This window comes from Streptomyces sp. NPDC050732, assembly GCF_040654255.1.
Classification (GTDB): domain Bacteria; phylum Actinomycetota; class Actinomycetes; order Streptomycetales; family Streptomycetaceae; genus Streptomyces.
Genome location: NZ_JBFAHP010000064.1, coordinates 1 through 25,298 on the forward strand (window position 1 = coordinate 1; position 25,298 = coordinate 25,298).

The 25,298-nt window shown below is 72.4% G+C and carries 19 protein-coding genes; 9 read left to right on the forward strand and 10 right to left on the reverse strand.

Features of this window, described 5'->3' with window-relative positions; translation table 11 throughout:
- Nucleotides 1-217: 217 nt before the first annotated feature.
- The 4 genes from AB0H82_RS35715 to AB0H82_RS35730 form a co-directional block, all read right to left on the reverse strand.
- Entirely contained in the window at nt 218-1,072 is an 855-nt protein-coding gene (locus AB0H82_RS35715; protein ID WP_362999701.1) for a metallophosphoesterase, read from the reverse strand.
- 12 nt (nt 1,073-1,084) lie between these two features.
- Nucleotides 1,085-2,746 carry a cytochrome bc complex cytochrome b subunit gene (locus tag AB0H82_RS35720; RefSeq protein WP_362999702.1) on the reverse strand — a complete coding sequence of 554 codons (1,662 nt, stop codon included), beginning with the start codon at nt 2,744-2,746 and terminating at the stop codon, nt 1,085-1,087.
- 107 nt (nt 2,747-2,853) lie between these two features.
- Nucleotides 2,854-4,758, reverse strand: a complete 1,905-nt coding sequence (locus AB0H82_RS35725; protein ID WP_362999703.1) for a GAF domain-containing protein — start codon at nt 4,756-4,758, stop codon at nt 2,854-2,856.
- Between the two features lie 108 nt (nt 4,759-4,866).
- Nucleotides 4,867-6,252, reverse strand: a complete 1,386-nt coding sequence (locus AB0H82_RS35730) for an MFS transporter (RefSeq protein ID WP_362999704.1) — start codon at nt 6,250-6,252, stop codon at nt 4,867-4,869.
- A gap of 229 nt (nt 6,253-6,481) precedes the next feature.
- Here AB0H82_RS35730 and AB0H82_RS35735 point away from each other — a divergent pair, with 229 nt between their 5' ends.
- Nucleotides 6,482-8,098, forward strand: coding sequence for a GMC oxidoreductase (locus tag AB0H82_RS35735; RefSeq protein WP_362999705.1), 1,617 nt, complete (start codon nt 6,482-6,484; stop codon nt 8,096-8,098).
- Here the strand turns inward: AB0H82_RS35735 and AB0H82_RS35740 are convergent.
- Both AB0H82_RS35740 and AB0H82_RS35745 read right to left on the reverse strand, forming a co-directional pair.
- A complete protein-coding gene (locus AB0H82_RS35740; protein WP_362999719.1) occupies nt 8,079-8,567 on the reverse strand; it encodes a carboxymuconolactone decarboxylase family protein in 489 nt (162 codons plus the stop codon). The two genes, AB0H82_RS35735 and AB0H82_RS35740, sit on opposite strands and share 20 nt — an antisense overlap.
- A gap of 15 nt (nt 8,568-8,582) precedes the next feature.
- A complete protein-coding gene (locus AB0H82_RS35745; RefSeq protein WP_362999706.1) occupies nt 8,583-9,659 on the reverse strand; it encodes a dihydrodipicolinate reductase in 1,077 nt (358 codons plus the stop codon).
- Nucleotides 9,660-9,771: 112 nt separating this feature from the next.
- Between AB0H82_RS35745 and AB0H82_RS35750 the strand changes: the two genes are divergently transcribed.
- Entirely contained in the window at nt 9,772-12,558 is a 2,787-nt protein-coding gene (locus AB0H82_RS35750; protein WP_362999707.1) for an AAA family ATPase, read from the forward strand.
- A gap of 23 nt (nt 12,559-12,581) precedes the next feature.
- On the opposite strand, the gene AB0H82_RS35755 is transcribed toward AB0H82_RS35750, so the two are convergent.
- The 3 genes from AB0H82_RS35755 to AB0H82_RS35765 form a co-directional block, all read right to left on the reverse strand.
- Nucleotides 12,582-13,595, reverse strand: a complete 1,014-nt coding sequence (locus AB0H82_RS35755; protein WP_362999708.1) for a diiron oxygenase — start codon at nt 13,593-13,595, stop codon at nt 12,582-12,584.
- Nucleotides 13,596-13,656: 61 nt separating this feature from the next.
- The gene (locus AB0H82_RS35760) at nt 13,657-14,985 is read right to left on the reverse strand and encodes an ATP-grasp domain-containing protein (protein ID WP_362999709.1); all 1,329 of its coding nucleotides are present in this window, start codon (nt 14,983-14,985) and stop codon (nt 13,657-13,659) included.
- 631 nt (nt 14,986-15,616) lie between these two features.
- Entirely contained in the window at nt 15,617-16,369 is a 753-nt protein-coding gene (locus AB0H82_RS35765; RefSeq protein ID WP_362999710.1) for a 3-hydroxybutyrate dehydrogenase, read from the reverse strand.
- A gap of 200 nt (nt 16,370-16,569) precedes the next feature.
- Here AB0H82_RS35765 and AB0H82_RS35770 point away from each other — a divergent pair, with 200 nt between their 5' ends.
- Nucleotides 16,570-17,295: a Clp protease N-terminal domain-containing protein gene (locus AB0H82_RS35770; RefSeq protein ID WP_362999711.1), complete on the forward strand. Its 726-nt coding sequence runs from the start codon at nt 16,570-16,572 to the stop codon at nt 17,293-17,295.
- A gap of 20 nt (nt 17,296-17,315) precedes the next feature.
- Here the strand turns inward: AB0H82_RS35770 and AB0H82_RS35775 are convergent, their stop codons facing one another.
- Nucleotides 17,316-17,537, reverse strand: coding sequence for a hypothetical protein (locus AB0H82_RS35775; protein ID WP_362999712.1), 222 nt, complete (start codon nt 17,535-17,537; stop codon nt 17,316-17,318).
- 95 nt (nt 17,538-17,632) lie between these two features.
- On the opposite strand from AB0H82_RS35775, the gene AB0H82_RS35780 reads away from it, so the two are divergent.
- The 6 genes from AB0H82_RS35780 to AB0H82_RS35805 all read left to right on the forward strand — a co-directional run bounded on the left by AB0H82_RS35780 (nt 17,633) and on the right by AB0H82_RS35805 (nt 25,120).
- On the forward strand, nt 17,633-18,424 hold the full coding sequence (locus tag AB0H82_RS35780) for a TetR/AcrR family transcriptional regulator (RefSeq protein ID WP_362999713.1): 792 nt from the start codon (nt 17,633-17,635) through the stop codon (nt 18,422-18,424).
- Between the two features lie 87 nt (nt 18,425-18,511).
- A complete protein-coding gene (locus tag AB0H82_RS35785) occupies nt 18,512-19,732 on the forward strand; it encodes a radical SAM protein (RefSeq protein ID WP_362999714.1) in 1,221 nt (406 codons plus the stop codon).
- Between the two features lie 9 nt (nt 19,733-19,741).
- Complete coding sequence (locus AB0H82_RS35790; protein WP_362999715.1) at nt 19,742-21,907, forward strand: DegT/DnrJ/EryC1/StrS family aminotransferase; 2,166 nt, start codon at nt 19,742-19,744, stop codon at nt 21,905-21,907.
- Nucleotides 21,904-23,088, forward strand: coding sequence for a hypothetical protein (locus AB0H82_RS35795; RefSeq protein WP_362999716.1), 1,185 nt, complete (start codon nt 21,904-21,906; stop codon nt 23,086-23,088). The genes AB0H82_RS35790 and AB0H82_RS35795 overlap by 4 nt, the downstream gene beginning before the upstream one ends.
- A complete protein-coding gene (locus AB0H82_RS35800; RefSeq protein WP_362999717.1) occupies nt 23,085-24,212 on the forward strand; it encodes a hypothetical protein in 1,128 nt (375 codons plus the stop codon). Before AB0H82_RS35795 ends, AB0H82_RS35800 begins: the two co-directional genes overlap by 4 nt.
- Nucleotides 24,213-24,259: 47 nt before the next feature.
- On the forward strand, nt 24,260-25,120 hold the full coding sequence (locus AB0H82_RS35805; RefSeq protein WP_362999718.1) for a phytanoyl-CoA dioxygenase family protein: 861 nt from the start codon (nt 24,260-24,262) through the stop codon (nt 25,118-25,120).
- Nucleotides 25,121-25,298 lie beyond the last annotated feature (178 nt).

Genomic DNA, 25,298 nt, shown 5'->3' on the forward strand with positions numbered 1-25,298 from the left:
CCGTCGTTCGCGCGGAGCGCGGGCGCAGCGGCGGATTGGGGCCTCCCCTGCTCAAGCGGAGCCGAGAGCTTGGGGAAGCGTGCGATCGCGTGCGGCGTCTCCGGTCATGTGGCGGAGCCACCTGTCCGGGGACGCCGTGCGGCGAGGGTGCGTGCCGAGCGTCGGGGCGCAGGCGGGGGTTCAAAGACAGGCTCTGAGAGCCTTCCGGAGCCGCCCGTCAGGCTTCGGTGGGCGGCACCGGCAGGATCTGCCGCAGATGCGGATCGGGATGGAAGTCCCTGCGCCACTCCCGCGGGTAGCCGACGGACGCCTCGATGTGCGGCACCCCGTCGTGCACGGTGGTGCGCGGGATGTGCAGGTGGCCGTAGACGACGGCGGCCGCCTCGTACTTCACGTGCCAGTCGGCGGTGCGCTCGGTGCCGCACCACAGGGCGAACTCGGGGTAGCGCAGGATCCGCAGGGGTTCGCGGATCAGCGGCCAGTGGTTGATCAGGATCGTGGGCATGCCCGCGGGCCGCTCGGCGAGCCGCTCCTCGGTGTGCTTGACGCGGGCGCGGGACCAGTCGTCGCGGGTGGCGTACGGGTCGGGGTGCAGGAAGTACTCGTCGGTGCAGACGACGCCCGCCTCGTGGGCGACCTCCAGCGCCTGCTCCTTGGTGTGCGTGCCCTCGGGGCGGAAAGTGTAGTCGTAGAGGAGGAAGAGCGGGGCGACCAGGACCGGGCCGCCCGGGCCGCGCCACACGGGGTAGGGGTCCTCGGGGGTGACGACCCCCAACTCGCGGCAGAGCGCGACCAGGTGCTGGTACCGCTCCTCGCCGCGGAGCTGGACCGGGTCGTCCTTCGGCGTCCACAGTTCGTGGTTGCCCGGTGACCACACCACCTTGGCGAAGCGGCCGGCGAGCGTGCGCAGCGCCCACTCGATGTCGGCCATGCGCTCGGCGACGTCACCGGCGACGATCAGCCAGTCCTCGTCGGTGTGGGGCCGGATGGTCTCGACGTACTTCCTGTTCTCCGCGTACGCCACGTGCAGGTCGCTGATCGCGAGCAGCTGGGGAGTCTTCTCGGATGCCATCACCGTGTGAGGCTAACCGAGCCGGTGGTGATCGTCCTCCCCCCGCTGGATCGCGAGGTACTCCTCCGGTGTCGCCTTCGGCACCTGTGCCTTGGGGCCGTACATGGCGCGGGCCAGGCGGGCGCGGAGGCGTTCGGAGACGCGCACCTTGCGGATCACTCCGTTGGCGTCGACGACCGGGCCGATCCGGTAGGGCACGGGCTGTTCGTGGGCGGTCAGGCGGAACAGCTCGGCCTGCGTGAGCGGTTCGTGGATCTCGACGTACTCGCCGTGCGGGAGGCGTTTGATGGTGCCGGTCTCCCGGCCGTGCAGCACCTTCTCGTGGTCCCTGCGCTGCAGCCCGAGGCAGATGCGGTGGGTGACGACGAACGCGAGGACGGGCACGACGAAGGAGCCGATCCGCACGAACCAGGTGAGCGCGTTGATGGAGAGGTGGAAGTGGGTGGCCCAGATGTCGTTGCCGCCGCCGATCATCAGCACGCCGAACAGCGCGAGCCAGGCGACGCCGAGACCGGTGCGCACCGGCGCGTTGCGCGGCCGGTCCGCGATGTGGTGCTCCCGCTTGTCGCCCTTGATCCACGCCTCGATGAACGGATAGACGCCGATCGCCAGGAGGATGAGCGGGAAGAGCGAGAAGGGGATGAAGACGCCCAGGTTGAGCGTGTGTCCCCAGGCGTTGATCTCCCAGGCGGGCATCACCCGGATCAGCCCCTCGGAGAAGCCGAGGTACCAGTCGGGTTGAGCGCCGGTGGAGACCAGGTCGGGGCGGTAGGGGCCGATCGCCCAGACCGGGTTGATGGAGGCGACCGCGCCCATGAACGCGAGCACGCCGAAGACGAGGAAGAAGAAGCCGCCCGCCTTGGCGATGTAGACGGGCAGCAACGGCGCGCCGACGACGTTCTTCTCGGTCCTGCCGGGCCCGGCGAACTGGGTGTGCTTGTGGTAGAAGACCAGGATCAGGTGGGCGACGACGAGCCCCAGCATGATGCCCGGGAGCAGCAGCACGTGGATCGGGTAGAACCGCGGGATGATGTCCTCCCCCGGGAACTCCCCGCCGAACAGGAAGAAGGAGAGGTACGTCCCCACGACGGGGACGGAGAGGATGGCGCCCTGCATGAAGCGGATGCCGGTGCCGGAGAGCATGTCGTCGGGGAGCGAGTAGCCGGTCAGGCCGGTGAGGATGCCGAGGAACAGCAGGGTCCAGCCGAACAGCCAGTTGAGTTCGCGCGGCTTGCGGTACGCCCCGGTGAAGAACACCCGCATCATGTGCACGAGCATCCCTGCGACGAAGACGAGCGCGGCCCAGTGGTGGATCTGCCGGATCAGCAGGCCGCCGCGCACCTCCATGCTGATGTCCACCGTGGATTCGTACGCCCGGGACACCATGAGCCCCTTGAGCGGCACGTACGGCCCGTCGTAGGCGACCTCGGACATGCTCGGGTCGAAGAAGAGGGTCAGATAGGTGCCGGTGAGGATCAGGATGATGAAGCTGTAGAGGCAGATCTCCCCGAACATGAACGACCAGTGGTCGGGAAAGATCTTGCGCATCTGGCTCTTGGCCAGGGTGTGGATGCCGAGCCGTCCGTCCGCCCAGTCGGCGACCCGCTCCCCTTTGGTGGGCCGTGCAGGTCGTGCATTGGTGCCGGTGCGCTCGATCTCGATGCGTCCGCTCATGCGACTCCCTTTCAGGCGGTTCCAGGGTAGGTCGCTTGTATGACGGATCCAACAGTCGCGGCTGTGACAAGTCGGCCCGGCACTCACCCCGGCACTCACCCCGTCACTCACTCCGGCGGTGTCAACCGGTGCAGTCGCAGGGCCAGTTGGATCTCCAGGGTGCGGGCGGGCGTGTTCCAGTCGTCGCCGAGGAGCCGCGCCACGCGTTCCAGCCGCTGCACGACCGTGTTCACGTGGACGTGCAGGGCCGTCTTGGCCTTGGTGAGGCTGCGGTCCTTGCCGAAGTACGCCTCCAGGGTGCGCACCAACTCCGTGCCGCGTTCGGCGTCGTAGTCGAGGACGGGGCCGAGCGTGGCCCGGACGTAGCCGCCGAGGTCGGCCTGTTCGCCGATGAGCAGGCCGACGAAGCCGAGGTCCGCGAGGGCCGCGCCGTGCCCGGTGTGGCCGAGCGCCCGCAGCGCGGAGAGGCAGCGCAGGGCCTCGGCGTGGGCGGCGGGCAGCCCGGCGGGTCCGGCGGCGGGGCCCGCGGCGCCCACGGTGACCGGGGCGCCCACGGAGTGGCCCAGGGTGGCGGCGAGCGTCGGGGCGTCGGTGCCCGGGGTCTCGGCGGGGGTCACGATGACGACGTCGTCGTGGTGCAGTCCGGCCAGGCCGCTGTGGGTGCGGGCGGTGCGGTGCGCGGCGGCGAGCAGCCGGGGCCGGGGAGCGCTCTCGGTGTGGGCGACGAACACCGCGTGCGGGCGGTCGAGCCGGACACCGAGGCGGCGGGCGCGGCTCGCCAGGGCGGCCGGGTCGCCGGAGGGGGCGAGCAGGTCGCCTAGGAGCTCGCCGCGCACCCGGTCCTCGGTCTCGGCGACGGACCGGCGCAGCATCAGGAGCAGCGCGGTGACGACGCCCGCCCGCTCGAACAACCGCCGGTCGGTGTCGGCGAGTTCGGCGCGGCCGGTCAGGGCGATGCTGCCGAGGAGTTCGGGTCCCGCGAGGACCGCGCACACCCAGGTGCCGTCCTGCGGGACGGCGCGGCCGCTGGCGCGCGAGGCGGCCACGGCGGGGGCGGGCGGTGGCAGGGGCCCGGTGCCGGTGCGGGCGAGTTCGACGCCGTCGGCGTCGTGGATGAGGACGCCGCCGTCGAGGAGGGCCGCGATGCCGTCGGCGACCTCCTCGGCGCCGCCGCCGCGCAGCACGAGGTCGGTGAGCTGGTCGTGGGCCTGCTCGGCGCGGCGCATGGCCCTGCTGTGGGCGCGGATGGTCTCGGTGGCGGCGTTGAGGTCGACGAGCGCGGCGCGGGTCTCCTCCAGGAGGCGGGCGCCGTCGATGGCGATGGCGGCGTGGTCGGCGAGGGAGGAGAGCAGCACGATCTCCTCGGTGGCGAACTCGCGGGCGGCGCGGTCGGCGGCGTACAGCACTCCGATGACGCGCGCGCCGAGGCGCAGCGGTACGCCGAGGATGGCTCGCAGCCCCTCTTGGAGGACGGCGCTGTCGATGGCGTCGGTGTGGTGGAAGCGGGGGTCCTGTTGGTAGTCGCCGGTGACGTAGGGGCGGGCGGTCTGGGCGACGAGGCCGCCGAGCCCCTCGCCCATGCCGAGCCGCAGCTGCTGGAAGGCGGCGGCGACACTGCCGTCGGTCACCCGCATGTAGGTGTCGCCCGCCGCCTCGTCGTTGAGCGAGAGGTATGTGACGTCCGTACCGAGGAGCAGTTTGGCGCGGCGCACGATGGCGCGCAGGACGGCGTCCGGGTCGCGGAGCGCGGCGAGGTCGCTCGCGGTGTCGAAGAGGGCGGTCAGTTCGGCCTCGCGGCGGCGGTGCGTGCCCAGGGTGCGGTGGATGCGGAGCGCGACGTCGGTGGCCTCGTCGAGTGCGGCGAGGTCGCCGGGTGCGGCGCCTGCCTCGCGGGCGCGGGCCGCGGGGCGCGCGAACTCCTCGGCGGGCGCGCCCCGGTCGAGGAGGTCGAGGAGGGTGCGCAGGCCCGCCCGGGGTTCGGCGTGGTCCGCGCCCTCGGTGGTGGGGAGCATGGGGCGATGGTCTCCCGGCGGGGTGGGTGCGGTCGATGGCCTGGACCCGGATGCGCGGGAGCGGCTGCCCCTGCCGCGTATCCGGGGTCGGGCCGTGGCGGCGGGGGGTCAGCCGCCGAGCGGTACGGAGTCCTCGCGCTCGGGCAGCGGGTGCGGGGCGGGCCCGCCGGTCTCGTCCGCGGCCAGGTCCCGTCCCCTGGTCTCCCTGGCGAAGCGCACGGTCACCGCGGTGACGAGGGCGGCGGCGGACATGTAGAGGGCGACGGGCAGCGCCGAGTCGTAGTCCCTGAGGAGCTCCACGGCGATGATCGGGGCGAGCGCCCCGCCGATGATGGAGGCGAGCTGGGAGCCCATCGAGGCGCCGGAGTAGCGGACCTTGGTGTCGAACATCTCGGAGATGAACGCGGCCTGGGGCCCGTACATCGCGCCGTGGAAGAGCAGCCCGACGGTGACGGCGAGCGCGATGACGGGGAAGGAGCGGGAGTCGACGAGCGCGAAGAAGGCGAAGGCCCAGCCGGCCATGCCGAGGGCGCCGATCAGGGTGACCGGGCGGCGCCCGACGCGGTCGGAGAGCGCGCCCCACAGGGGGATGGTGACGAAGTGGAACGCGGAGCCGATGAGCACCGCGTTGAGGGCGTCGCTCTTGGGCAGGTCGAGGTGGACGGTGACGTAGACGAGGACGAAGGCCGTGAGGATGTAGTAGGAGATGTTCTCGCCGAAGCGGACGCCGATGGCGGTGAGCACCTCGCGCCGGCTCTTGCGGAACACCTCGACCACGGGCGGCTTCTCCCGCTCCCCCGCTGCCTCGGCGGCCGCCGCCTTCTCCTGCGCCGCCAGGAAGACCGGTGACTCGCTGACGGAGATGCGGATCCACAGGCCGATCATCACGAGTACGCCGGAGAGCAGGAAGGGCACGCGCCAGCCCCAGGCGAGGAAGGCTTCCTCGGACTGGACGGCGGCGAGCAGCGCGAGCACTCCGGTGGCCAGCAGGTTGCCGCCGGGCGCGCCGGCCTGCGGCCAGGAGGCCCAGAAGCCGCGGTTCCTGTCGCCGCCGTGCTCGGAGACGAGGAGGACGGCGCCGCCCCACTCGCCGCCGAGGGCGAAGCCCTGCACGAGGCGCAACACGGTGAGCAGGACGGGCGCGCCGACGCCGATGGTCGCGTGGGTGGGGAGGAGGCCCATCGCGAAGGTGGCGCCGCCCATCATCAGCAGGCTGATGACGAGCAGCTTCTTGCGGCCCAGCCGGTCGCCGTAGTGTCCGAAGACGAGGCCGCCGAGGGGGCGTGCCGCGAAGCCCACCGCGTAGGTGAGGAACGAGAGCAGCGTGCCGACCAGGGGGTCGCTCGACGGGAAGAAGAGGCTGTTGAAGACCAGCGCGGCCGCCGAGCCGTAGAGGAAGAAGTCGTACCACTCGATGGTGGTGCCGACGAGGCTCGCCGCCACGATCCGGACGATTCCGGTGCGGGCGGGTGGGGCGGTTCCTTGCGAGGCCATGTGCACCACTTCCAGTCATTCCGCGGGGACGCTTCCGTACCGGCACAAGGTAGGAAACCGCAGATCAGTGGCGTATATGGCGGAGCACCATGGTTGTGCCGCCGGTGGTGTGAGCGGCCGACACGAGGGGGGGCAAGATCGGACAGAAGTTACTTTTAGGTATGGCGTGACTTCCACTGCGGCCCGCAGTAGAACTCGTTTCGATTCAGCCAAGAGTGAGGAAGGTCACATGAGCACTACACCCAAGCCCAGAACGCTATCTGATGGGGTGTCACGCCGAAAATTTCTTGCAGGAACAGGTTCTATTCTTGGTGCCGTCGCGCTCGCGGGCCACGCCGTGCCGGCCCGCGCGGTCGACGCCGCCCGCGTCCCCGCCCTGGTGATCGGCACCGGGTACGGCGGCTCCGTGGCCGCCCTGCGGCTCGCCGAGGCGGGCGTCGACGTGCACATGGTCGAGATGGGCATGGCCTGGGACACCGCGGGCTCCGACGGCAAGATATTCGCCAACACCACGAGCCCGGACATCCGTTCCTACTGGCTGCGCACCAGGACGAAGCAGCCCCTCAGCAACTTCCTCGGCTTCCCGCTCGACAAGAACGTCCCCCGCCACACCGGCATCCTGGACGCCGAGGAGTTCGGCGGCATCACCGTCTACCAGGGCCGCGGCGTCGGCGGCGGCTCGCTCGTCAACGGCGGCATGGCGGTCACGCCCCGGCGCGAGAACTTCGCCGCCGTCCTGCCCACGGTCGACGCGGGCGAGATGTACGGCACGTACTACCCGCGTGCCAACGCCGCCCTCGGCGTGAGCACCATCGACCCCGACTGGTTCGAGACGGCCGAGTGCTATCAGTACGCCCGGGTCGGCCGCAAGCACGCACAGCGCTCCGGCTTCGGGTTCGTCTTCGTGCCCGACGTCTACGACTGGGACTACATGAAGAAGGAGGCCGCGGGCACCGTCCCGAAGTCCGCGCTCGCGGGCGAGATCCTCTACGGCAACAACCACGGCAAGAAGTCCCTGCAGCAGACCTACCTGGCCCGCGCCAGGGCGACCGGGCGGGTCACCGTCTCCCCGCTGCACAAGGTCACCTCGGTCGCCCCGGCGGCCGGCGGCGGCTACACCGTCACCATCGACCGGATCAGCACCAGCGGTGACACCACCGCCACCACGTCCGTCACCGCCGACCGCGTCTTCTTCGCCGCCGGCAGCGTCGGCACCAGCAAGCTCCTGGTCAAGCTGAAGGCCACCGGCGCCCTGCCCCGCCTCAACGGCGAGATCGGCAGGGGCTGGGGCGACAACGGAAACGTCATGTGCGGCCGCGCCAACCACATGTGGGACGCGACAGGGAAGCTCCAGTCGTCCATCCCCACGGCCGGCATCGACAACTGGGCCGCGGGCGGCGCCTTCACCGAGGTCGCGCCGCTGCCCACCGGCATCGAGACGTACGCCTCGTTCTACCTGTCGATCACCAAGAACCCGCACCGCGCCGACTTCACCTGGAACCCCGCCGCGAACCGGGCCGAACTGAACTGGCAGACCGCCTGGAAACAGCCGTCGATCGACGCGGCCAAGACCATCTTCGACAAGATCAACGCCAAGGAGGGGACGATCTACCGGACCGACCTCTTCGGCACGTACAAGATCTGGGGCGACCACCTCACGTACCACCCGCTCGGAGGGGCGGTACTCGGCAAGGCAACCGACAACTACGGTCGTCTGCACGGCCATCCGGGGCTCTACGTCATCGACGGCGCCCTGATTCCCGGCAACACCAGCGTCAACCCGTTCGTCACCATCACTGCGCTCGCCGAACGGAACATCGAGAAGATCATCGCTGTCGACCTGTAGGCAGCACGCACACCGTGTCGAGGCCGAGCACGTGATTGAGCCGGCCGAAGGCGAGCCACGACCCGATGCTCATGCTCAGCTCCACGATCTCGGCCTGGCTGTAGTGCGCGGTCATCCGCGCCCAGAACACGTCGTCGAGGTTGTGGTGGTCCAGGGCGTACCGTTCGGCGTACTCCGCGGCCAGCCTCGTGCGGTCGTCGAAGGCGTCGGTGGTGCGCCACTGGGTCACCGCGTCGGCGAAGCCGTCCTCGACCTTCCGTCCGTCGCGCTCGGTGCGCCAGTCCAGGCAGAACACACAGCCGTTGATCTGGGCAATGCGAAGGCGCGCGGCCTCGAACTCCCGCAGCCCCAGGGTCGTATGGGCGTACACGGCGAGTGAGAAGTTCGACGCGGCCGCCCCTATCCCGGGCACCATGTCGCCCCACACGTAGGGGATCGCGTCCTGGCCCTCGGGGATGTCGATGCGCAGGGGTCCGCTCACGGGTCACTTCCTTCCCAGTCGGCCGGCTGCCGGGCGCAACGGGACGTCGAGCGCGTCGTAGAGACCCGGTTCGGCGTTCACGAGCCAGTCGACGGCGTTCACCAGGCGGCCCACCGCCGTGGCGTTGCCGCCCGCCGAACGGTTCTCGTCCTCGTCGGTGGCCTCGACCGTCACCTCCACACGCGGACGGCCCTCGACGATCACACGGTGGGCGCCGTCGCCCCCGTCGGGCGGGCTCGGCCAGTCCCGCGCGCAGGACGGGTGGATGCGGGTGACGTGCTCGATGACGATGCGCGGTTCGCCCTCGACGATGCCCCGCACCTCGAAGCGCACGGCCCCCTGGGTGCCCGCGGCGAAATCGCCCATCGTCCGCGTGCGCACCGCCTCGTCGAGCGGGCGGCGCTCCAACGTCTCGTCCACCTCGTCGAGTTGTACGCCAAGCGCTCGCGCCATCAGCCTGATCTGCCCGCCCCACACCATCGTCGGGACCGAGGGCGCCAGCATCGGCGGCTCGTACTCCATCGGATGCCCCATGCCGATCAGATGGCGGACCGAGTCCTCCTGGTCGTACGTCGAGTAGTCGAAGATCTCCTGGCAGCGGATGGCGTCGACGGTGGACCCGAGGCCGCTCACCAGGAGCGGCAGGACGTCGTTGGCCCAGCCGGGGTCCACGCCGGAGACGAAGAGCGAGCCGCCGCCCTCCGCGACGGCCGCGAGCACCGGATCCCGGAACTCCGCCGGTGCGCCGAGGCGGTCGTAGAGCGCGTACAGCGCGGGAGTGACCACCACGGCTCCGGCCCGCACTGCCCTGACGACATCGGCGAGCGCGTCGTCGGGGCGCAGATCGCCGGAGGCCGCGTACACCACGGCGCGCGGCCGGGCGGCGAGGACCGCCCCGACGTCGTCCGAGGCCGCCACACCCAACTTCCGCCCGAGTCCCGCCAGTTCGCCCGCGTCGCGGCCGGCCTTCGCGGGGTTGTGCACCAGCACGGCCGCGAGCGTCAGATCAGGATGGGCCTCGACGGCGCGAAGGGCCGCACGGCCGACATTGCCGGTGCCCCAGACCACCGTGGGAATCATGCGCGGAGGGTAGCGAGGGGCGGCGACGGTTGACAGAGGCGCGGCCCGACAAGAAAAGAAACGTCCCCTTCCACGCCTCTCCGAAGTCATGTACCGCCGGTACGCTTTACGCATGCTCCTGGGGCGTTCCGCGGAATGCGCTCGTCTTCTCGCTCTCATCGACAAGGCACGCGGGGGCGAGAGCGGCGCCCTGCTCATCCGCGGCGAAGCCGGCATCGGCAAGACCAGCCTCGTGGGCTACGTCGCCGAGCAGGCAGACGACCTGCTGCGGCTCGGCACCCGCGGCGTCGAGGTCGAGTCCGACCTGCCGTATGTGGGCCTCGCCGATCTGCTCCGGCCCGTCCTGCACTTCCTCGACCGCATACCGGAGCGGCAGGCCGCCGCGCTCACCGGCGCGCTCGCGCTCGGACCCGCCGTCGCCCAGGACCGGTTCGCGGTGGCCGCGGGCACGCTCAGCCTGCTCGGCGCGCTCGCCGAGGACGGCCCGGTCCTGGTCACCGTCGACGACGCGCACTGGCTCGACCCGTACTCCCTGGACGCGCTCGCCTTCGCCACCCGCAGGCTGGGCCGCGAGGGCGTCGTCGTGCTGTTCACCGCACGCGACGAATCGGAGGAGGCCGTGTCCCGGCTCGCCTCCGTCGAGACGTTCACCCTCACCGGCCTCGATCCCGAGTCCGCGCACCGGCTGATGGCCGAGGAAGGCACCGCCGAACTCACCGAGCAGGAGGCGGCCCGGCTCCTCGCGGAGGCGCGCGGCAACCCCCTCGCCCTCATCGAACTCCCCGCCCTGCTGGCGGGCAGCGGCGCCGGGGACGACGACGGCGAAGGCTCCGGAGCGCCCCTGCCCATCGGCGAGATGCTGGCCCACACCTTCGGCAGCGCCGTGGCCCGGCTGCCCTCGGAGGCACAGGACGCCATGCTGCTGCTTGCCGTCCTCGGCACCCGGCCGCTCGCGGGCACCGAGGCGGCACTGCGGGCACACGGACTCAGTTACGAATCCCTGGAAGCCGCCGAGGAAGCCGGCCTGGTCGTCGAGGAACGCGACGGCTACGCCTTCCGGCACCCGCTGGTCCGGTCGGCGGTCTACCACGGCGCGACACCCGTGCGCAGGCGCCGCGCCCACCACGCCATCGCCCGCTCCCTGCAAGGAGCGACCGCCCCCGCCCTGGAGCAGTACGCCTGGCACCTGGCCGCCTCGGGCGCCGAGCCGGACGAACACGTGGCGTCCCTCCTGGAGAACGCCGCATCCGGAGCCCCCGAAACCCTCGCGTACCCGCTCGCCTCACGGCTGTACGAGCGGGCCGCGCGCTTCACCCCGGCGGGGCAGCACAAGGCGGAGCGGCTGCTGTGCGCGGCCCGCGCCTCCCAGGCGGCCGGGTCGCTGAACGAGGCGGCCACGATCCTGGACCGCGCCCTGGAGCACGCCGAACAGCTCGGCACCCAGCTCGACATCCGGCAGCTCCGCTGCTACCTGGACGTGCAGCGCGGCCGTCCGACCCGCTCGCGCGAGCTGCTGAGGTCCGCCGTCGACGAGGCGGAGAAGGTCGACCCGGCGCTCGCCGCGATCATGCTCGGCGGCATCGCCCTCACCGAGCTCGCCGTCGGCGACCTCACCGCGGCCCGCGGCACCTCGGCCGCGGCGATGGCCCTCGCCGACTCCGCGCACGAGACGCTGCTGCCCGTACGGCTCCTGCGCACCCTGGTCCTGCTGCTCGGCGGCGACGCGGAGGCGGGCCGCGCGCTCCTGCGCGAGCTGGCGGAACCCCTCGCCTCGCCCGACCCGACCTTCCCCTACCCGCTCGCCGGGGTGGGCGGCCTGTGCCACCTCGCCGCCGAGGAACTCGACGAGGCGCACAGCATGCTGGACCGGGCCGCGTACACCGCGCGGAGCTCCAGCGCCGTGGGGCTGCTCTCGCACCTCCTGTGCACGCTGTCGGTCGTCGAGTTCTGGCGGGGCCGCTGGACGACGTCGCTCGCCCACGCCGACGAGGCGGTGCGGCTCGCCGAGGCCAGCGGCCAGCTGATCGAGGTGTCGCGCGGACTCGCCGCCCTGGTCAAGACCGAGGCCGTCCTGAACCGCGAGGAGGACTGCCGGCGGCACGCCGCGCAGGCCATGGAGTGGGCCGCCTCCACCGAGCTGCAGATGGACGCGGCACGGGCGCTCGGCGGACTCGGCCTCCTGGAGCTGGGCCTCGGCCGCTTCGAGGAGGCCGTGCACCACCTGGAGGAGGTGCGGGCCTTCTCCCAGCGGCACGGGCGGGGCGACGGCCTGTATCTGACGTGGGCGGCCGACCTCGCGGACGCGTACGTCCACCTGCACAGGACCGACGAGGCGCGCGAGGTCCTCGACGTCCTGGAGTACGAGGCGGGACGCGGCCACCGGCCCGTCACCGCGGGGGCGGCGGCCCGCTGCCGCGGACTGCTCGAACCGGGCGACCCGGAGACGGCGTCGCGGCACATGAGGCGCTCCCTGGCACTGCTCGCCGAGCGCCCGGTGCCCTTCGAGCGCGGGCGGACCGAATTCGCCTGGGCCGAGCAGCTGCGCAGGCAGGGCAGGCGCAGCGAGGCACGGCGCCTCCTGGAGCGGGCACTCGCCACGTTCGAGCGGCTCGGCGCCGCCGGGTGGGCGGCGCGGGTGGCGGCCGAGCTGCACGCCGCGGGCGGCACCGAAGTGCGCCCGGAGCGGGCGCCGCTGGAGCGGCTGACGCCGCAGGAGCTGCAGGTCGCGCTGGTGGTCGGCCGGGGCCTCACGAACCACGAGGTGGCGGAGCGGCTCTTCCTGAGCGTCAAGACCGTCGAGTTCCACCTGAGCAACATCTACCGCAAGCTCGACGGGGTGCACCGCAGGGCGCAGCTGGTCCGGCTGCTCGCCCAGGCCTCGGAGGTCTCGGGGGTCTGAGCGCCTGCGTACCGTGCCGCCGGTCACGGTTCCCTGGGTGGTGCGGGCGATGACGGCGGGGCAGCCGGGCCGGGGAGCAGGCCCGCCGCGGCGAACGCCTCGGCGGCGCCGGGGAGTTCGAGGGCCCCGGCGTCCCGGAAGAGCCGGACGGTGTGGATCGCGGCGGACCGGAGCGCGTCCCCGCTCCGCCGGGTGCGGTAACTGTCCGCGATGACCTGCCGCACGGCGTCGGCACGGAGCCCCGCGACGGTCAGCGCGGCGCCCACCGGCCGCAGGTCGGGCGTGACGCCGGCGATGATCAGCTCGGGCAGACAGCGGGCCGCGCGCCGCTTGAGCGGCGTCGGCAGGTCGCCCCACAGCCGTTCGAAGAAGCGGGAGAAGTAGACGTGGTGGTGGTCCTCGTCCCGCGCGTGGTCGCGGACGACGTCACGCACGACGGGCAGCACCGAACGGTCTCCAGGGACTTCGTTCAGGGCCGGCGTGACGAGCGTCTCGAAGACGACGACCTGGAGCAGCTGCGCCAACAGCGGCTCTCCCGGCAGGAGTTCCGAGCCTATGCCGTCGAGCTGGCGCAGGAACGGGTCGAAGGCGTAGGGCAGCGGCGGGATGCCGGTCGCCTCGGCGAGCTGCTCGACGAGGTCGAGGCTGAAGAGGGCGTGGTAGCCCTCGTCGCAGTAGATGCGGTACGCGTCCAGGCGCACCGACGCGGGCAGCGCGAGCCCGGCGCGGCCGTCCGCTATGCGCTCGGTGGCGCGGTTGACCACGCGGGTCTCGAAGTGGGCCGTGAACGTGAGGTAGTGGTAGAGGTGCCGGGCCAGGAGTTCGTGGCGGCGCCGGTCGGGGAGGGCACGGACCAGCGGGTGGCTCCAGTACGGCACCAGGTGGGGCGGGAAGAGCCTGGTCGCGGGGTCCAGGGGGCCCACCACGGTGCGGTGGGGGCCGCTGCGCACGCCCGACTGCTCGTACCAGTCGGTGCCGGTGCCGGTGCTGGTGCCGGTGCCGGTGTCGCCGTCCGCGCCGGGCTCGCTGTTCGTCATCTCTTCTCTGATGTCGGCTCTTCTCTCACGGATCTCACGGATTTCGCGGATGTCTCGGGTCTCACGAAGCGGCTCGTTCGTCCGGCGCCATGGTCAACGGGCGTGCGGACAGGCGCACTCGGTCGGCCGCCGCGTCCAGGCGGGCGGCGCATTCGGCGGGCGTGCCAGCCTCGCACAGGACATAGGCGTACCGCTGGAGATGGTCCAAAGGCGGCATCCCGCGCTCGTCGCCGGGCGCCGCGAGGGCCACGGCCCGCAGCAGTCCCTTGGCCGCGTCGGCCTCGGGTACGGTCACGTGTTCCACCCGGCAGTGCTCCTGCGGGTGGAGGAACCGGATGCCGGCGGTGCGGGACCTGTCGGGCGTGAGGCGGGGCGGAACGCGCAGGGCGGCGTCCACGGCGACCAGGCCCGGGTCGATGCCCGTCGCCAGGTGACCGAGGTACGGGATGAGGTCGCCGCCGAGCCGTCCGTTGACCTCGACGACGACGAACCCCCGCGCGGTCAGGCGCACTTGGGCGTGCGTCATGGTGTCGGTGACGCCGAGCACGCGGTGGGTCTTGGCGAGCACCCAGCGCAGCGCCGGGTCGTCGAGGAGCGGGTCGCCGGCGCTCACCAGGTGGCCGGTCTCCTCGAAGTACGGGGAGAGGGCGCCCTCCTTGCCGGAGAGCCTGCGGGCGAGGAAGAGGGGCGTGTAGCGGCCTTCGTGGACCACGCCGTCGACACTGATCTCGGGCCCGTCCAGGTACTCCTCGACGAGGATGCCCACGCGGTACGTCGGGACGCCCGGCCAGTGCGCCGCCCGCGCCTCGGCGAACAGGCCCCTGAGTTCCGCTGCCGAGCGGACCAGTGCGACACCTCTGCCGGAGCCGAGGCCGCGGGGCTTGACCACCACGGGGTAGCCGATCCACTCGGCCGCAGCGGCCGCCTCCGCGAGGTCGGCGACCACGGCGTGCCGGGGCTGCGGGAGCCCGGCGTCGCGCAGCAGGGCGCGGGTGCGGTGCTTGTCGCGGCAGTTGCGCACGGCGGTCAGGGACGGCCCCGGCACGTCGAGGGCCTCGGCGAGCCGGGCCGCGGGCAGGATCAGCGCCTCCTCGTGGCAGAGGACGCCGCGCACCTTCCTGACCTCGGCGACGGCGCGGGCCGCGCGGATCAGGGCGTGCGGGTCCCCGGGGTCGAGCTCGGTCGACCCCGTGAGGTGCGGGGCCTGCCAGGTGGGGGCCGCCGCGTCGAGCAGCCAGAGGTCGGCGCGGAGCGCGGCCGACCTCAGCAGGTGCTCGCGGTACTCCTGGGCGCCGCTGCCGACCACCAGGACGGTGCCGGCCGCTCGGTGAACTCCGGCCGCCCGATGAACCTCGGCTGCACGATGAATCTCGGCCGCTCCGGTGGCCATGGTCTCTCCGAGGGCTTCTTCGGCGGGCTTCATCGGCCGTCCGCCCTCGGGCACTCGCTTCGCCCGGCGTCCGTGCCCGTGCCCCCGACGAGGGCGTAGGCGGTCCGGTCGTCGACCGGGCCGTCGGGGCTGAACTGTACGAGTACCAGGCCCACTTCACGCCGCCGTCCGGCACCCCAGAGCCGCACTCGCGGCAGTGGAGTGCGCCCGATCCTGAAGATGTCCCGCACCCGAGCGGGGGTGCCGTCGGGCACCCCCGTCCCCCGCCCTCGCGACGGTCGCTCCCCCGATCCTGAGCGGACCACCCGTGCGTACACCCCCGTAGTACGTCCGGTCACCGGCTCTTCCCCCCGATTCGGTGTTTTCAGGTCCGCCGCGGCTCCGCGACCGTGAGTACACCATGGACCCGTACACGGGCGGGGGCGACCGTGAAAACCCTGGGGTCCGGGGCCGGGGGCCGGGGTGGGCGACCGGGATCTCCGTGGTGGGCGGGGCGGACGGGGCGTACGCCCTCGAACGCGGGGCGCGTGAACCGTTGGTTCCGCTGTTCAACCACTTCGGCCGGCGGCCGAACCCAGGGTTTTCCTCGGGCAGTCCGGGGGGCTCGGAACCTGTGCCGTTTCAGGGGCTGTCAGCTCGCCCCCCAGCCACCGTCCACGGCGAGCGAGGCTCCGGTGACGTACCCCGTGTCCGGTCCGCAGAGCCAGCGGGCGACGGCGGCGACCTCCGACGGCTCGATGAGCCGCTTGATCGCGGACCGGTCGAGCAGGACATCCGTGACGACGTCCTGCGGAGCGACGCCGTGCACGGCGGCCTGGTCGGCGATCTGGCCCTCGACCAGCGGCGTACGGACGTAGCCGGGGTTGACGCAGTTGCTGGTGACGCCGTGCGCTGCGCCTTCCAGGGCGGCGACCTTGCTGAGCCCCTCCAGGCCGTGCTTGGCGGCGACGTACGCGGACTTGAAGGGGCTGGCCCGCACTCCGTGCACGCTGGAGATGTTCACCACCCGGCCCCAGCGCCGCCGGTACATGTGCGGCAGGCAGTGCCTCAGCAGCAGGAAGGGCGCGGTGACCATCAGGCGCTGGATCAGTTCGAAGCGGGCGGGGTCGAACTCCTCGATGGGGGCGACGTGCTGGGTTCCCGCGCTGTTGACCAGGATGTCGACGGCGGCGGGCAGGCCCGGGATCGCGTCCGCGTCGGTGAGGTCCACGCCGTGCGGGACGCCGCCGACGGCGCCGGCCACCGCCTTGGCCGACTCCGCGTCGACGTCGACGACGTGGACCAGGGCACCGGCGGCGGCGAACGCCTCGGCGCAGGCCCGCCCGATGCCGCTCCCGCCCCCGGTCACGAGGACGGTACGACCCGTGAAGTGTTCGCTCGTCATGCCCGGAACGCTAGAGAGACGGGGGCGGCCCCTCCCATGGTCGCGGGCACCACAGTGCGGGCCGGCGGGGTGTGGGCGTCCGCCGTGCCGGACATCTGGACTCAGGCGCGCAGCAAGGGAGTTCACCCCTCCGCCTCGCCGCCCCCACGCGGTGACAACCACAGGTTGACACCCTCAGAGTGTCAACCTACGGTTGCCGCATGACGCTTCCCGACGGCACCACACCTCCTCCCCCGGTCCGCCTCGACGACCTCATCGAGGCCATCAAGAAGGTCCACACGGACGCCCTCGACCAGCTCTCCGACGCGGTGATCGCCGCCGATCACCTCGGCGACATCGCCGACCACCTCATCGGCCACTTCGTGGACCAGGCCCGGCGCTCGGGCGCTTCGTGGACCGACATCGGCCGGAGCATGGGCGTCACCCGGCAGGCGGCCCAGAAGCGGTTCGTCCCCAAGAAGCAGGGCGAGCCGTCGGACCTCGACCCCAGCCAGGGCTTCAGCCGCTTCACCGAGCGCGCCAAGAAGACGCTGATGGCCGCGCACGAGGAGGCCAAGACCGCGCGGCACGCCGAGATCCGCACCGAGCACCTGCTTCTGGGCCTGCTCAGCGAGCCGGCCGCGGTGGGCCCCCGGGCGATCACCACGCAGGGCGTCTGCCTGGACGACGTGCGCGCCGCGGCCGTCGAGGCGCTGCCCGCGCCGGCCGCCGAAGTGCCGGCCCTCGTTCCGTACGACGCCGCGTCGCGCAAGGTGCTTGAGCTGACCTTCCGCGAGGCGCTGCGGCTCGGGCACAACTATGTCGGCACGGAACACCTGTTGCTGGCGCTCCTGGAGCACGAGGACGGCACGGGCCCGCTCTCGGGCCTCGGCATCGAGAAGACCGCCGTGACGACCACGATCACCGAGTCGCTCCAGTCACGCTGACCCCGCGGCTGTCTCTCCCGCTAGCCGCGGCGCCCGAGCTCCTTCGCCCGCGCGTGGGACCGGCCCGCGAGCAGGACGCCGACGGCGGTCAGCGCGACGTACACGATGATCAGCACGGTGAAGCCGCCGGGCAGCCACCCGAGAAGGCCGGAGTTGTCGTGGTCCATCAGGAGCCGGATCGCGCCTTGGCCGAAGGCGACCGTCAGTACGGCACCGAGAATCTGCAGGATGTCGTATTTCACGTTACGAACGTATCAGCGACGGCGAGCCGAAAAGCCTCCCGCACCGCCCCCGACCTGCTATTACGTCACACTTTTCACGGCCTACGATGGAGAGCGTGCGTGACGAAAAGAGTGTGCCGGGGTGCCGGATGTGCGGCGCCGCGCTGCCCGCCGGGCGGCGCGGCCGGCCCGCCGTCTACTGCTCGCGGAGCTGCCAGGCCCGGGCCTACCGCCGCCGCAAGAACCCTCCCGTACCCGTCCCCGCCGAGGCGCGGGCCCGGCCCTCGGAGACACGGGCGCGCAGGCGCCGCCTGATCGCCGAGGCCGTGTGGCGCATCGCCGCCGAGCGGGGCCTGGACGCGGCGAGCATGCGCGAGATCGCGGCCGAGGCGGGGGTCTCCCTGCGTGTCGTGCAGTACCACTTCGACAGCAAGCACCACCTCCTCGTCTTCGCCCTGCGCCTGCTGCACGAGGACAACGAGCGCGGCGCACGCTCCCGGATGCCCGCGGACCCCTCGGACCCACGCACCCTGTTGCGTGCCGTACTTGACGAGTTTCTGCCTCTTGACGCCCAACGGGCCGACGCGCTGCGGGTGTTCGCCGCCTACTACGCCCGCAGCCTCACCGACCCGGAGCTCGCGGCGGTCTTCCTGCACGACGAGCAGCCGCTGGAGAAGCTCGTCGCGGATCTCATCACGGCGGGCGCGGCGGCGGGCACCACCGCCGTCGGCCTGGATCCGCGCCACGAGGCGGATCTGCTGGTGTCGGGCGCGACGGGACTCGGCATGGACGTGGTGCACGGCCGGCGCTCCCTGACCGAGGTGCGAGGCGTCCTCGATTACCACGTCGGGCGGCTCTTCCGACAGACCGGCGTGCCTGATTCCGCCATCAACCATCGGGTTGTCTAGACCCATTGACAGCCTTTGTGCGGCTCCCTAATGTCCCCAGCACCGCTCGAAGAACCACACCGCACATCGATCATGCGTGGGGGGCTCGTGGACAGCAAAGCTGTGGACGGCAAGGCTGGTACCGGCGACATCGGAATGGCGGCCCCCCGGAATCCAGAAGGCCTGCCGATCGTCAGTCTCGACCAGGCCCATTCGCCGCAGAAGGTCCTCGCGCACGGCGAATTGCTGCAACGCTTCGTCGCGGGCGAGGAGATCAAGCCGGTCCACATGCGGATCGGCATCATGGGCGCCTGCAATATGCGGTGCAATTTCTGCAACTTCCACTCGCCCAACGAAGAGCAGTTCTACGACCTGTTCTCGTTCAAGGACTCGATCGCCACCGAGAAGGCGGTCACGCTGCTCCGCGAATTCGCCGCGAACGAAGGGCGCGCCGTCACGTTCTGCGGCAGCGGCGAGTGCACCATCCACCCCGGGTACGCGGAGATCTGCCGCGCCGGACACGCGGCCGGACTGCGCATCGGGCTGATCACCAACGGCTCGCGCCTCGGCCGGCCGAAGGTCGCCGACTGTGTCGCCGAGACGCACACCTGGGTCCGCATCGGACTGAACGCCGGCACGGAAGCCACCTTCGACGACATCACGCGGGACCGTGAGCAGACGTTCTCGAAGTTCATCGGCTCGGTCGGCAGGCTGCGGGAGAACGCCGCCGCCCCGGACTTCCGCATCGGCTTCAACTACGTCATCACCCTGCAGAACTACCGCGAGATCGTGGAGGCGGCCCGCATCGCCCGGGAGTCCGGCGCGCATTACGTGCGTTTCGAGCCCGAGTTCTACAGCGCGCTCGGCCACGAGACCATCGAATCCGTGCTGCCGGAGATCTCCGAATCCCTCCGCCACGCCGCCACGCTCTCCACGGACGCCTTCGAAGTGTCCGTGCCGAAACTGGACCGCGGCCCGATGGACCAGGTGGAAGAGGTCGAGGGCGACTTCGAGCGCTGCCACTACAGCCGTTTCGTCACGGCCGTCGGCGCCGACGGAAATCTCTATCCGTGCCCGCAGGTGCATCTCAACAGCCGCTATCTGATCGGCAATGTCGTCGAACAGGGATACGGGGAAGTATTGGAGGGCGGACCGCGCGCCGAGTGGGAAGCCTCCAACCCGCGCAGGACCGACCTGTGCAAGTCGTGCTTCTACCGCCCGCAGAACGAGCTCCTGGAACTCCTCAAACGCGGCCAGATCAAACTCGACGAGGCGCTGGACGCCTACGCGCTGGAAGTGCCGAGCACCCTGCACGGCGACTTCGTCTGAGCCGGGCGCATGCAGCTACGTCACCTCCGCGGGCTCCTCGCCGCCGAGCCCGCCCTGCGCCACTCGAAGAGCCACGAGAAGAGCCACGACAAGAGCCACGACAAGAGTGCCGAGGAGCACGCCGTGCGGGCCCGCCGGGTGCGAGCCGTCGTCGAGCGGCTGGCCCGTGTCGAACGGGCCCCGCTCACCATCGCCGAGACGACCGTCTCCGTGCGTGACGGTCTGCACCGCGAGCGGCTCCTGCTCGAATCGTCCGTTCGCAGCTCCTTTCACGGCACCCTTCTCGCACCGACGGACGCCGCGCCGACCGCCCCGCCCGGACCCGCCGTCCTCGTCCTCGGCGGCAAGAACGCCCGCCTGGACCAGCTCACCGGCGACGTACCCCCCGACCACCCCGACCGCAACGTCGCCGAGCAGCTGGCGCACGCCGGTTTCGTCACGCTCTCCTTCGACCACGGCATCGGCGGCGCCCTGGACGCCGGGCGCCGGGCAGGACGGGACGAAGGGACGCTGCTCGCCCACGCATTCGCCCTCACAGGACGCTCCCTGCTCGGTGCCCTCACCGGTGACGCCCTGGGCGCGCTCGACGTCCTCACCGCCCACCCGCTCGTCGACCCGCGCCGCGTCGGCCTGTTCGGCCACAGCCTCGGCGCGGCCGTCGCCCTGCACACCGCGCTGCTCTGCGGGCGCGAGGGCGTCCCGCTCTGCGCGGCCAGTCATGTCGGCAGCTACCAGGCCCTGTACGAACGGCTGTTGACCGGCCACGAGGGGGCCGTGCTCCCCGGCATCCTGGAGTACGCCGACCTGCCCGACCTGTACGGCGCCCTCGCCCCGGCGCCGCTCCAGCTCCAGTACGGCACGGCCGACTCCTACCTGGAACCCGCCGACGCGCGCGCGGCGGCGGACACGGTCCGCGAGGCGTACGCGGCCGCCGGGGCCGAGGCGGAGGTCCACGGGCTCCCCATGGGGCACGGCACGCACGTCGGCCACGCGGCGGACTTCTTCACCCGCACGCTCGCCGAGCCTGCCGCCCGGGGTCCCCAAGTCCCGGCCCAGCGCATTCACTTCGAGGTGTCCGAGCGGCGCGCCGTGCTCGACCGGGTCGACGCCGCGCTCGCCTCGGGCATCCTCACGCAGGGCCCGCAGGTGGCCCGCTTCGAGGAGCTCGCCCGCCCCTGGACCGGCGCGGACGCGGCAGCGGTCGCCTCCGGCTCGGCGGCCCTGGAGATCGCGCTGCGCGTCATCGGGGTGGCGGGCCGCACGGTGCTCGTGCCGGTCAACACGTTCTTCGCGACGGCGGCCGCCGCCGTGCGCGCCGGGGCGGCCGTGCGCTTCGTCGACATCGAGCTCGACGGCCTCGGCATGGACCCGGACGCCCTGCGTGCCGCCCTCGACCGGCACCCCGACACCGCCGCCGTCCTGCCGGTGCACATCGGCGGCATCGTCGCCCCCTCGCTCGACGCGCTGCTCGCGCAGTGCGAGCAGCGCGGCATCCCCGTCGTGGAGGACGCCGCGCACGCCTTCGGCGCCACGCTCGACCGGCGCCCGGCCGGTGGCTTCGGCCGGTTCGGCGCCTTCTCCTTCTTCCCGACGAAGGTCGCGATCAGCGGTGAGGGCGGGCTGCTGTCCGCCGCGTCGGCGGCCGACCTGGAGCAGGTGCGGCGCTGGCGCGACCACGGAAAGAGCGCCCCGGGCTCCACGCTGCACGACCGGCCCGGCGGCAACTGGCGGCTGAGCGAACTGCACGCCGCCGTCGGCACGGTGGACCTGGAGCGCTTCTCCCGCACCCTCGCCGCACGCCGTGCGCTCGCCGCCCGGTACGACGCGCTGCTCGCCGACGTGCCCGGGGTCCGGCCGCACACCGTGCCCGCGGCGGCGGGCAGCAACTACTACAAGTACCTCGCCTACTTGCACCCCGACGCGCCGCTGGACCGCCCGCTCCTGAAGAAGCGGCTCCGGAAGCGGCACGGCGTGTCCCTGGCGGGCGAGGTCTACGACCATCTGCTGTGCGACCACCCCCAATTCGCGTCGCAGCGTCGGCAGGACGCCGCGGACGGCCCCTTCCATCGGGCCCGCTGGTTCGCACGGCACCACATCGCCCTGCCGCTGTACCCGTCCCTCACGGAGGCCGATCAGCTACGTGTGGTCGCCGCGCTCCGCAGCGAGCTGCCGTGACCGCCGTGCTCCGCGCGTTCCGCCGGGGCGAGTGGCGGACTTCCCTGGACCGGGCTCCCCTGCCCGGCCCCGCGGGGCGGGAACTCGCCCTGGTCCCGGAGATCGTCGCCGACGCGGACCGGCGGTGGTGGGACAGCACCCTGCCCGCCCTGCCCCTCCTCACCGGACGCCGCCAACTACTGCTCGAAGCCCTGGAGTTGTTCGGCAGCGGCACCGTCACCGTGGGAGGCGTCGGTGAGCAGAGCGCCGAGGACTTCCGTACGGCACTGTGGGAGAGCGCGGGGCTGCCGGGCCCGCTGGTCGACCGGTGGTGCGCGATGCTGCGGGACCACCTCCTGAAGCGCGGTGACCCACCCGAGCCCGACGGGCGGCTCGCCCTCGTCGCACTGCCGGGCAACACCTTCACCTGCCTGGAGTCCGTCTGCGACCAGGCCGAGCGCTCTGCGGGCGTGTGGCTGCGGCCGAGCCGCCGCGAACCGCTCTCCGCGGCCCGGCTCGTCGCCGCGCTGCTCGCGGTCGGCTGGCCCCCGGCCCGCATCGGCCTGTACCCCGCCGAACAGCGCGCGTTGCCAGGGCTGTTGCGGCTCACCGACCGGCACGTCGTCTACGGCGGTGCCGGACTCGCCGCGACGCTCCGCGCTTCCCCCGCGCTCACTCTGCACGGCCCCGGCCGGGGCTGCGCGCTGGTGCCGCGAGGGATGCCGGCCGACGAGGCGGTGGCGTGGCTGCTGCCCTTGGTGGCGGCGGACTCGGGGCGGTTCTGCAGCAACGTACACACTGTCGTGTGCGAGGAACCCGGCGCGGCACAGCAGCTCGCCCCCGCGCTGGCCGCCGCCCTCGACGCCCTGCCCCCGGACGGCGCCTGGCCCCTGACGGCCTTCCGCGAACCGGGCGCGGCGGAGCACGCGGCACGCGCCGTCCGCGACCGCCTCCGCCCCGGCGACCGCGTCCTGACCCGCCGGCCGCCCGTACTGACCAGTGCGGCGAACGACGTGTACGCGCTGCCCCAACTCACCTTGCTTGCGCGCCACTTCACGCACAGCACCCCTTCCCATCCGCTGATCGGCCACGAGGTCTCCTTCCCCTCCGCCGCCGTCCTGAGCGCCTCCCCCGAGGCCGTGCGGGCCATCACCGCCGCCTCCCTGTTCGTGTACCGCCCGGTGAAGCGAGGCCCCGTATGACCACCGCCTTCGGCACCCTGTCCGACACGCTGCGCGAGCGCGTCCCCGAGCTCGGAGTGGACCTCGACACGTGGACGCGCCGCATGATGCGCTGGCACTTCGCCCCGGAGACCGGCAGCCCCTTCTGGGTCACGCGGCGCGGCAAGCTCGGCTTCGACCCGGTCGAGGACATCGGCGGCTTCGCCGACCTGACGCGCTTCGGCCTCTTCGACAAGGCCGAGCTGCGCGCCGCGCACGCCCGCGACCTGCGGCCGCGCGGCTACCGCGACCGCCCCTTCCGGGTCTTTGAGACCGGTGGCAGTACGGGCGCTCCCTGCCGGATCGTCAACGTCACGCGCCTCGCGTACGACGTGGAGGTCTACCGGACCGTCCTGGAGGCGCGCGGCGTGGCCGGCGGGGACGTGCTCGCGATGACGCCGAGCGGGCCGCACGCCTACGGGCACTTCGTGGAGGGTCTGGCCGACAGCTGGCGGGGTGCCGTGCACGCCATCGACTTCGATCCGCGCTGGGTGAAGGCCGCCCTGCGCTCGGGCGGCGAGGCCGGCGCCTACACCGCGCACCTGATCGACCAGACGCTCGCCCTGCTGGCCGCCGAACGCCCCGCGCTGCTCTTCACGACCTCGCGGCTGCTCGTCGAGCTTGCGATGCGGCTGCCCCGCCCCCTGCACACGTACGGCATTCGTGCCGTGTGCACCGGGGGCACCTCGTGCAGCGCCGCCGAGGCCGAGTTCCTGCGCGAGGAGCATCTGCCGGGGGTGCAGTGGATCGACACCTACGGCAACACGCTGGTCGGCCACGCGCTCCAGGCCGACGCGGCGGCGGGCGCGGTGGCGGGCGCGCCGGACGTGCCGGGCGGCACCGGGCACTCCTACCATCTGCCGCCGCCCTTCGCCGTGCTGACGGTCGTCGACCCGGCCGACCCGTGGCGCGAGGTCGAGGTCGGACAGCGGGGCCGCGTACGCGCCACGACGCTCCTGGAGGACCTTTTCCTGCCCAATCTCCTGGAGCGGGACAGCGCGGTCAGGACGGGGCCGCACCCGTGGTTCCCCTGGGACGGGGTCGCCGCCGTGCGGCCCTTCCGCGAGGCCGGGGCCGCCGACGAGGCGGTGGAAGGCGTCTACTGACCGGTCCACCGGCCGGTCACCGACCGAGGGATCGAGGGACACGCATCGTGAACCTGTCGTCGAACGGCGTACCCATACCCTTCACGCCGGAGCTCTTCGGCCCCCTGCGCCCCAGCGCGGACCTGCTGGCGCCGAGGGACCCCGGCGCGCTGCGGGAACGGCTGCACGCGGACGGCTATCTGTATCTGCCCGGTCTGCTCGACCGTGCGGAGGTGCTGCGGCTGCGGGGCGCGTACTTCTCGCACTTCCCGCCGGGCCTCCTCGCACCGGGCAGCGGCGCCGAGGACGGGGTGTTCTCCGGGCGGGTGCCCGAGGGCGTTCCGGAGTACGGGGTGGCGGGGCACCCGGCGTACGCGTTCGTGCGCTCCCCTCACTTCGACCGCTTCGTCGCCGACCCCGTCCTCTCCGCCCTCGCCGCCCAACTCCTCGACGCCGACGCGGAGATGCTGCCGCGCCGCATCCTGCGCCACTTCCACCGGGGCACGCGGCGCGCCTCCCGCGCCCACGTCGACTTCGACTACATGGACCAGGGCTCCCCGCGCGTCGTCACCTGCTGGATCCCCGTCGGCGACTGCCCGCCGCGCACCGGCGCCCTGGTCTACCTGGAGGGTTCCCACCGGCTGCCGCCCGAGGAGTACGCCCCGCTGCGCGACGTGACCGACCGGCCCGGTGACCGCCGGCAGATCTGCCACGACCTGGAGCTGACCGCCCGCACGCTCGGCCGCCGCTGGCTGTGGGCCGATTTCGCGGCGGGCGACGTCATGGTGCACCTGCCGCGCGTCATCCACGCGTCCCTGGACACGGCGACGGACGCCATGCGCCTCTCCGTCGACGTCCGTTTCGTACGCTCCGGCGACACTCCCGACCCGCGCTGGCTCCGCCCTTGGTCGGCGGACGACGGGGCGTGAGAGCCTGTCTTTGAACCCCCGTCGTTCGCGCGGAGCGCGGGCGCAGCGGCGTTCGGTGCGTGCGATCGGCGTGCGGCGTCTCCGGTCATGTGGCGGAGCCACCTGTCCTGGGGCGCCGTGCGGCATGGGGGTCCCCCCTGCTCGAGCGCAGCCGAGAGCTTGGGGGAGGGCGTGCCGG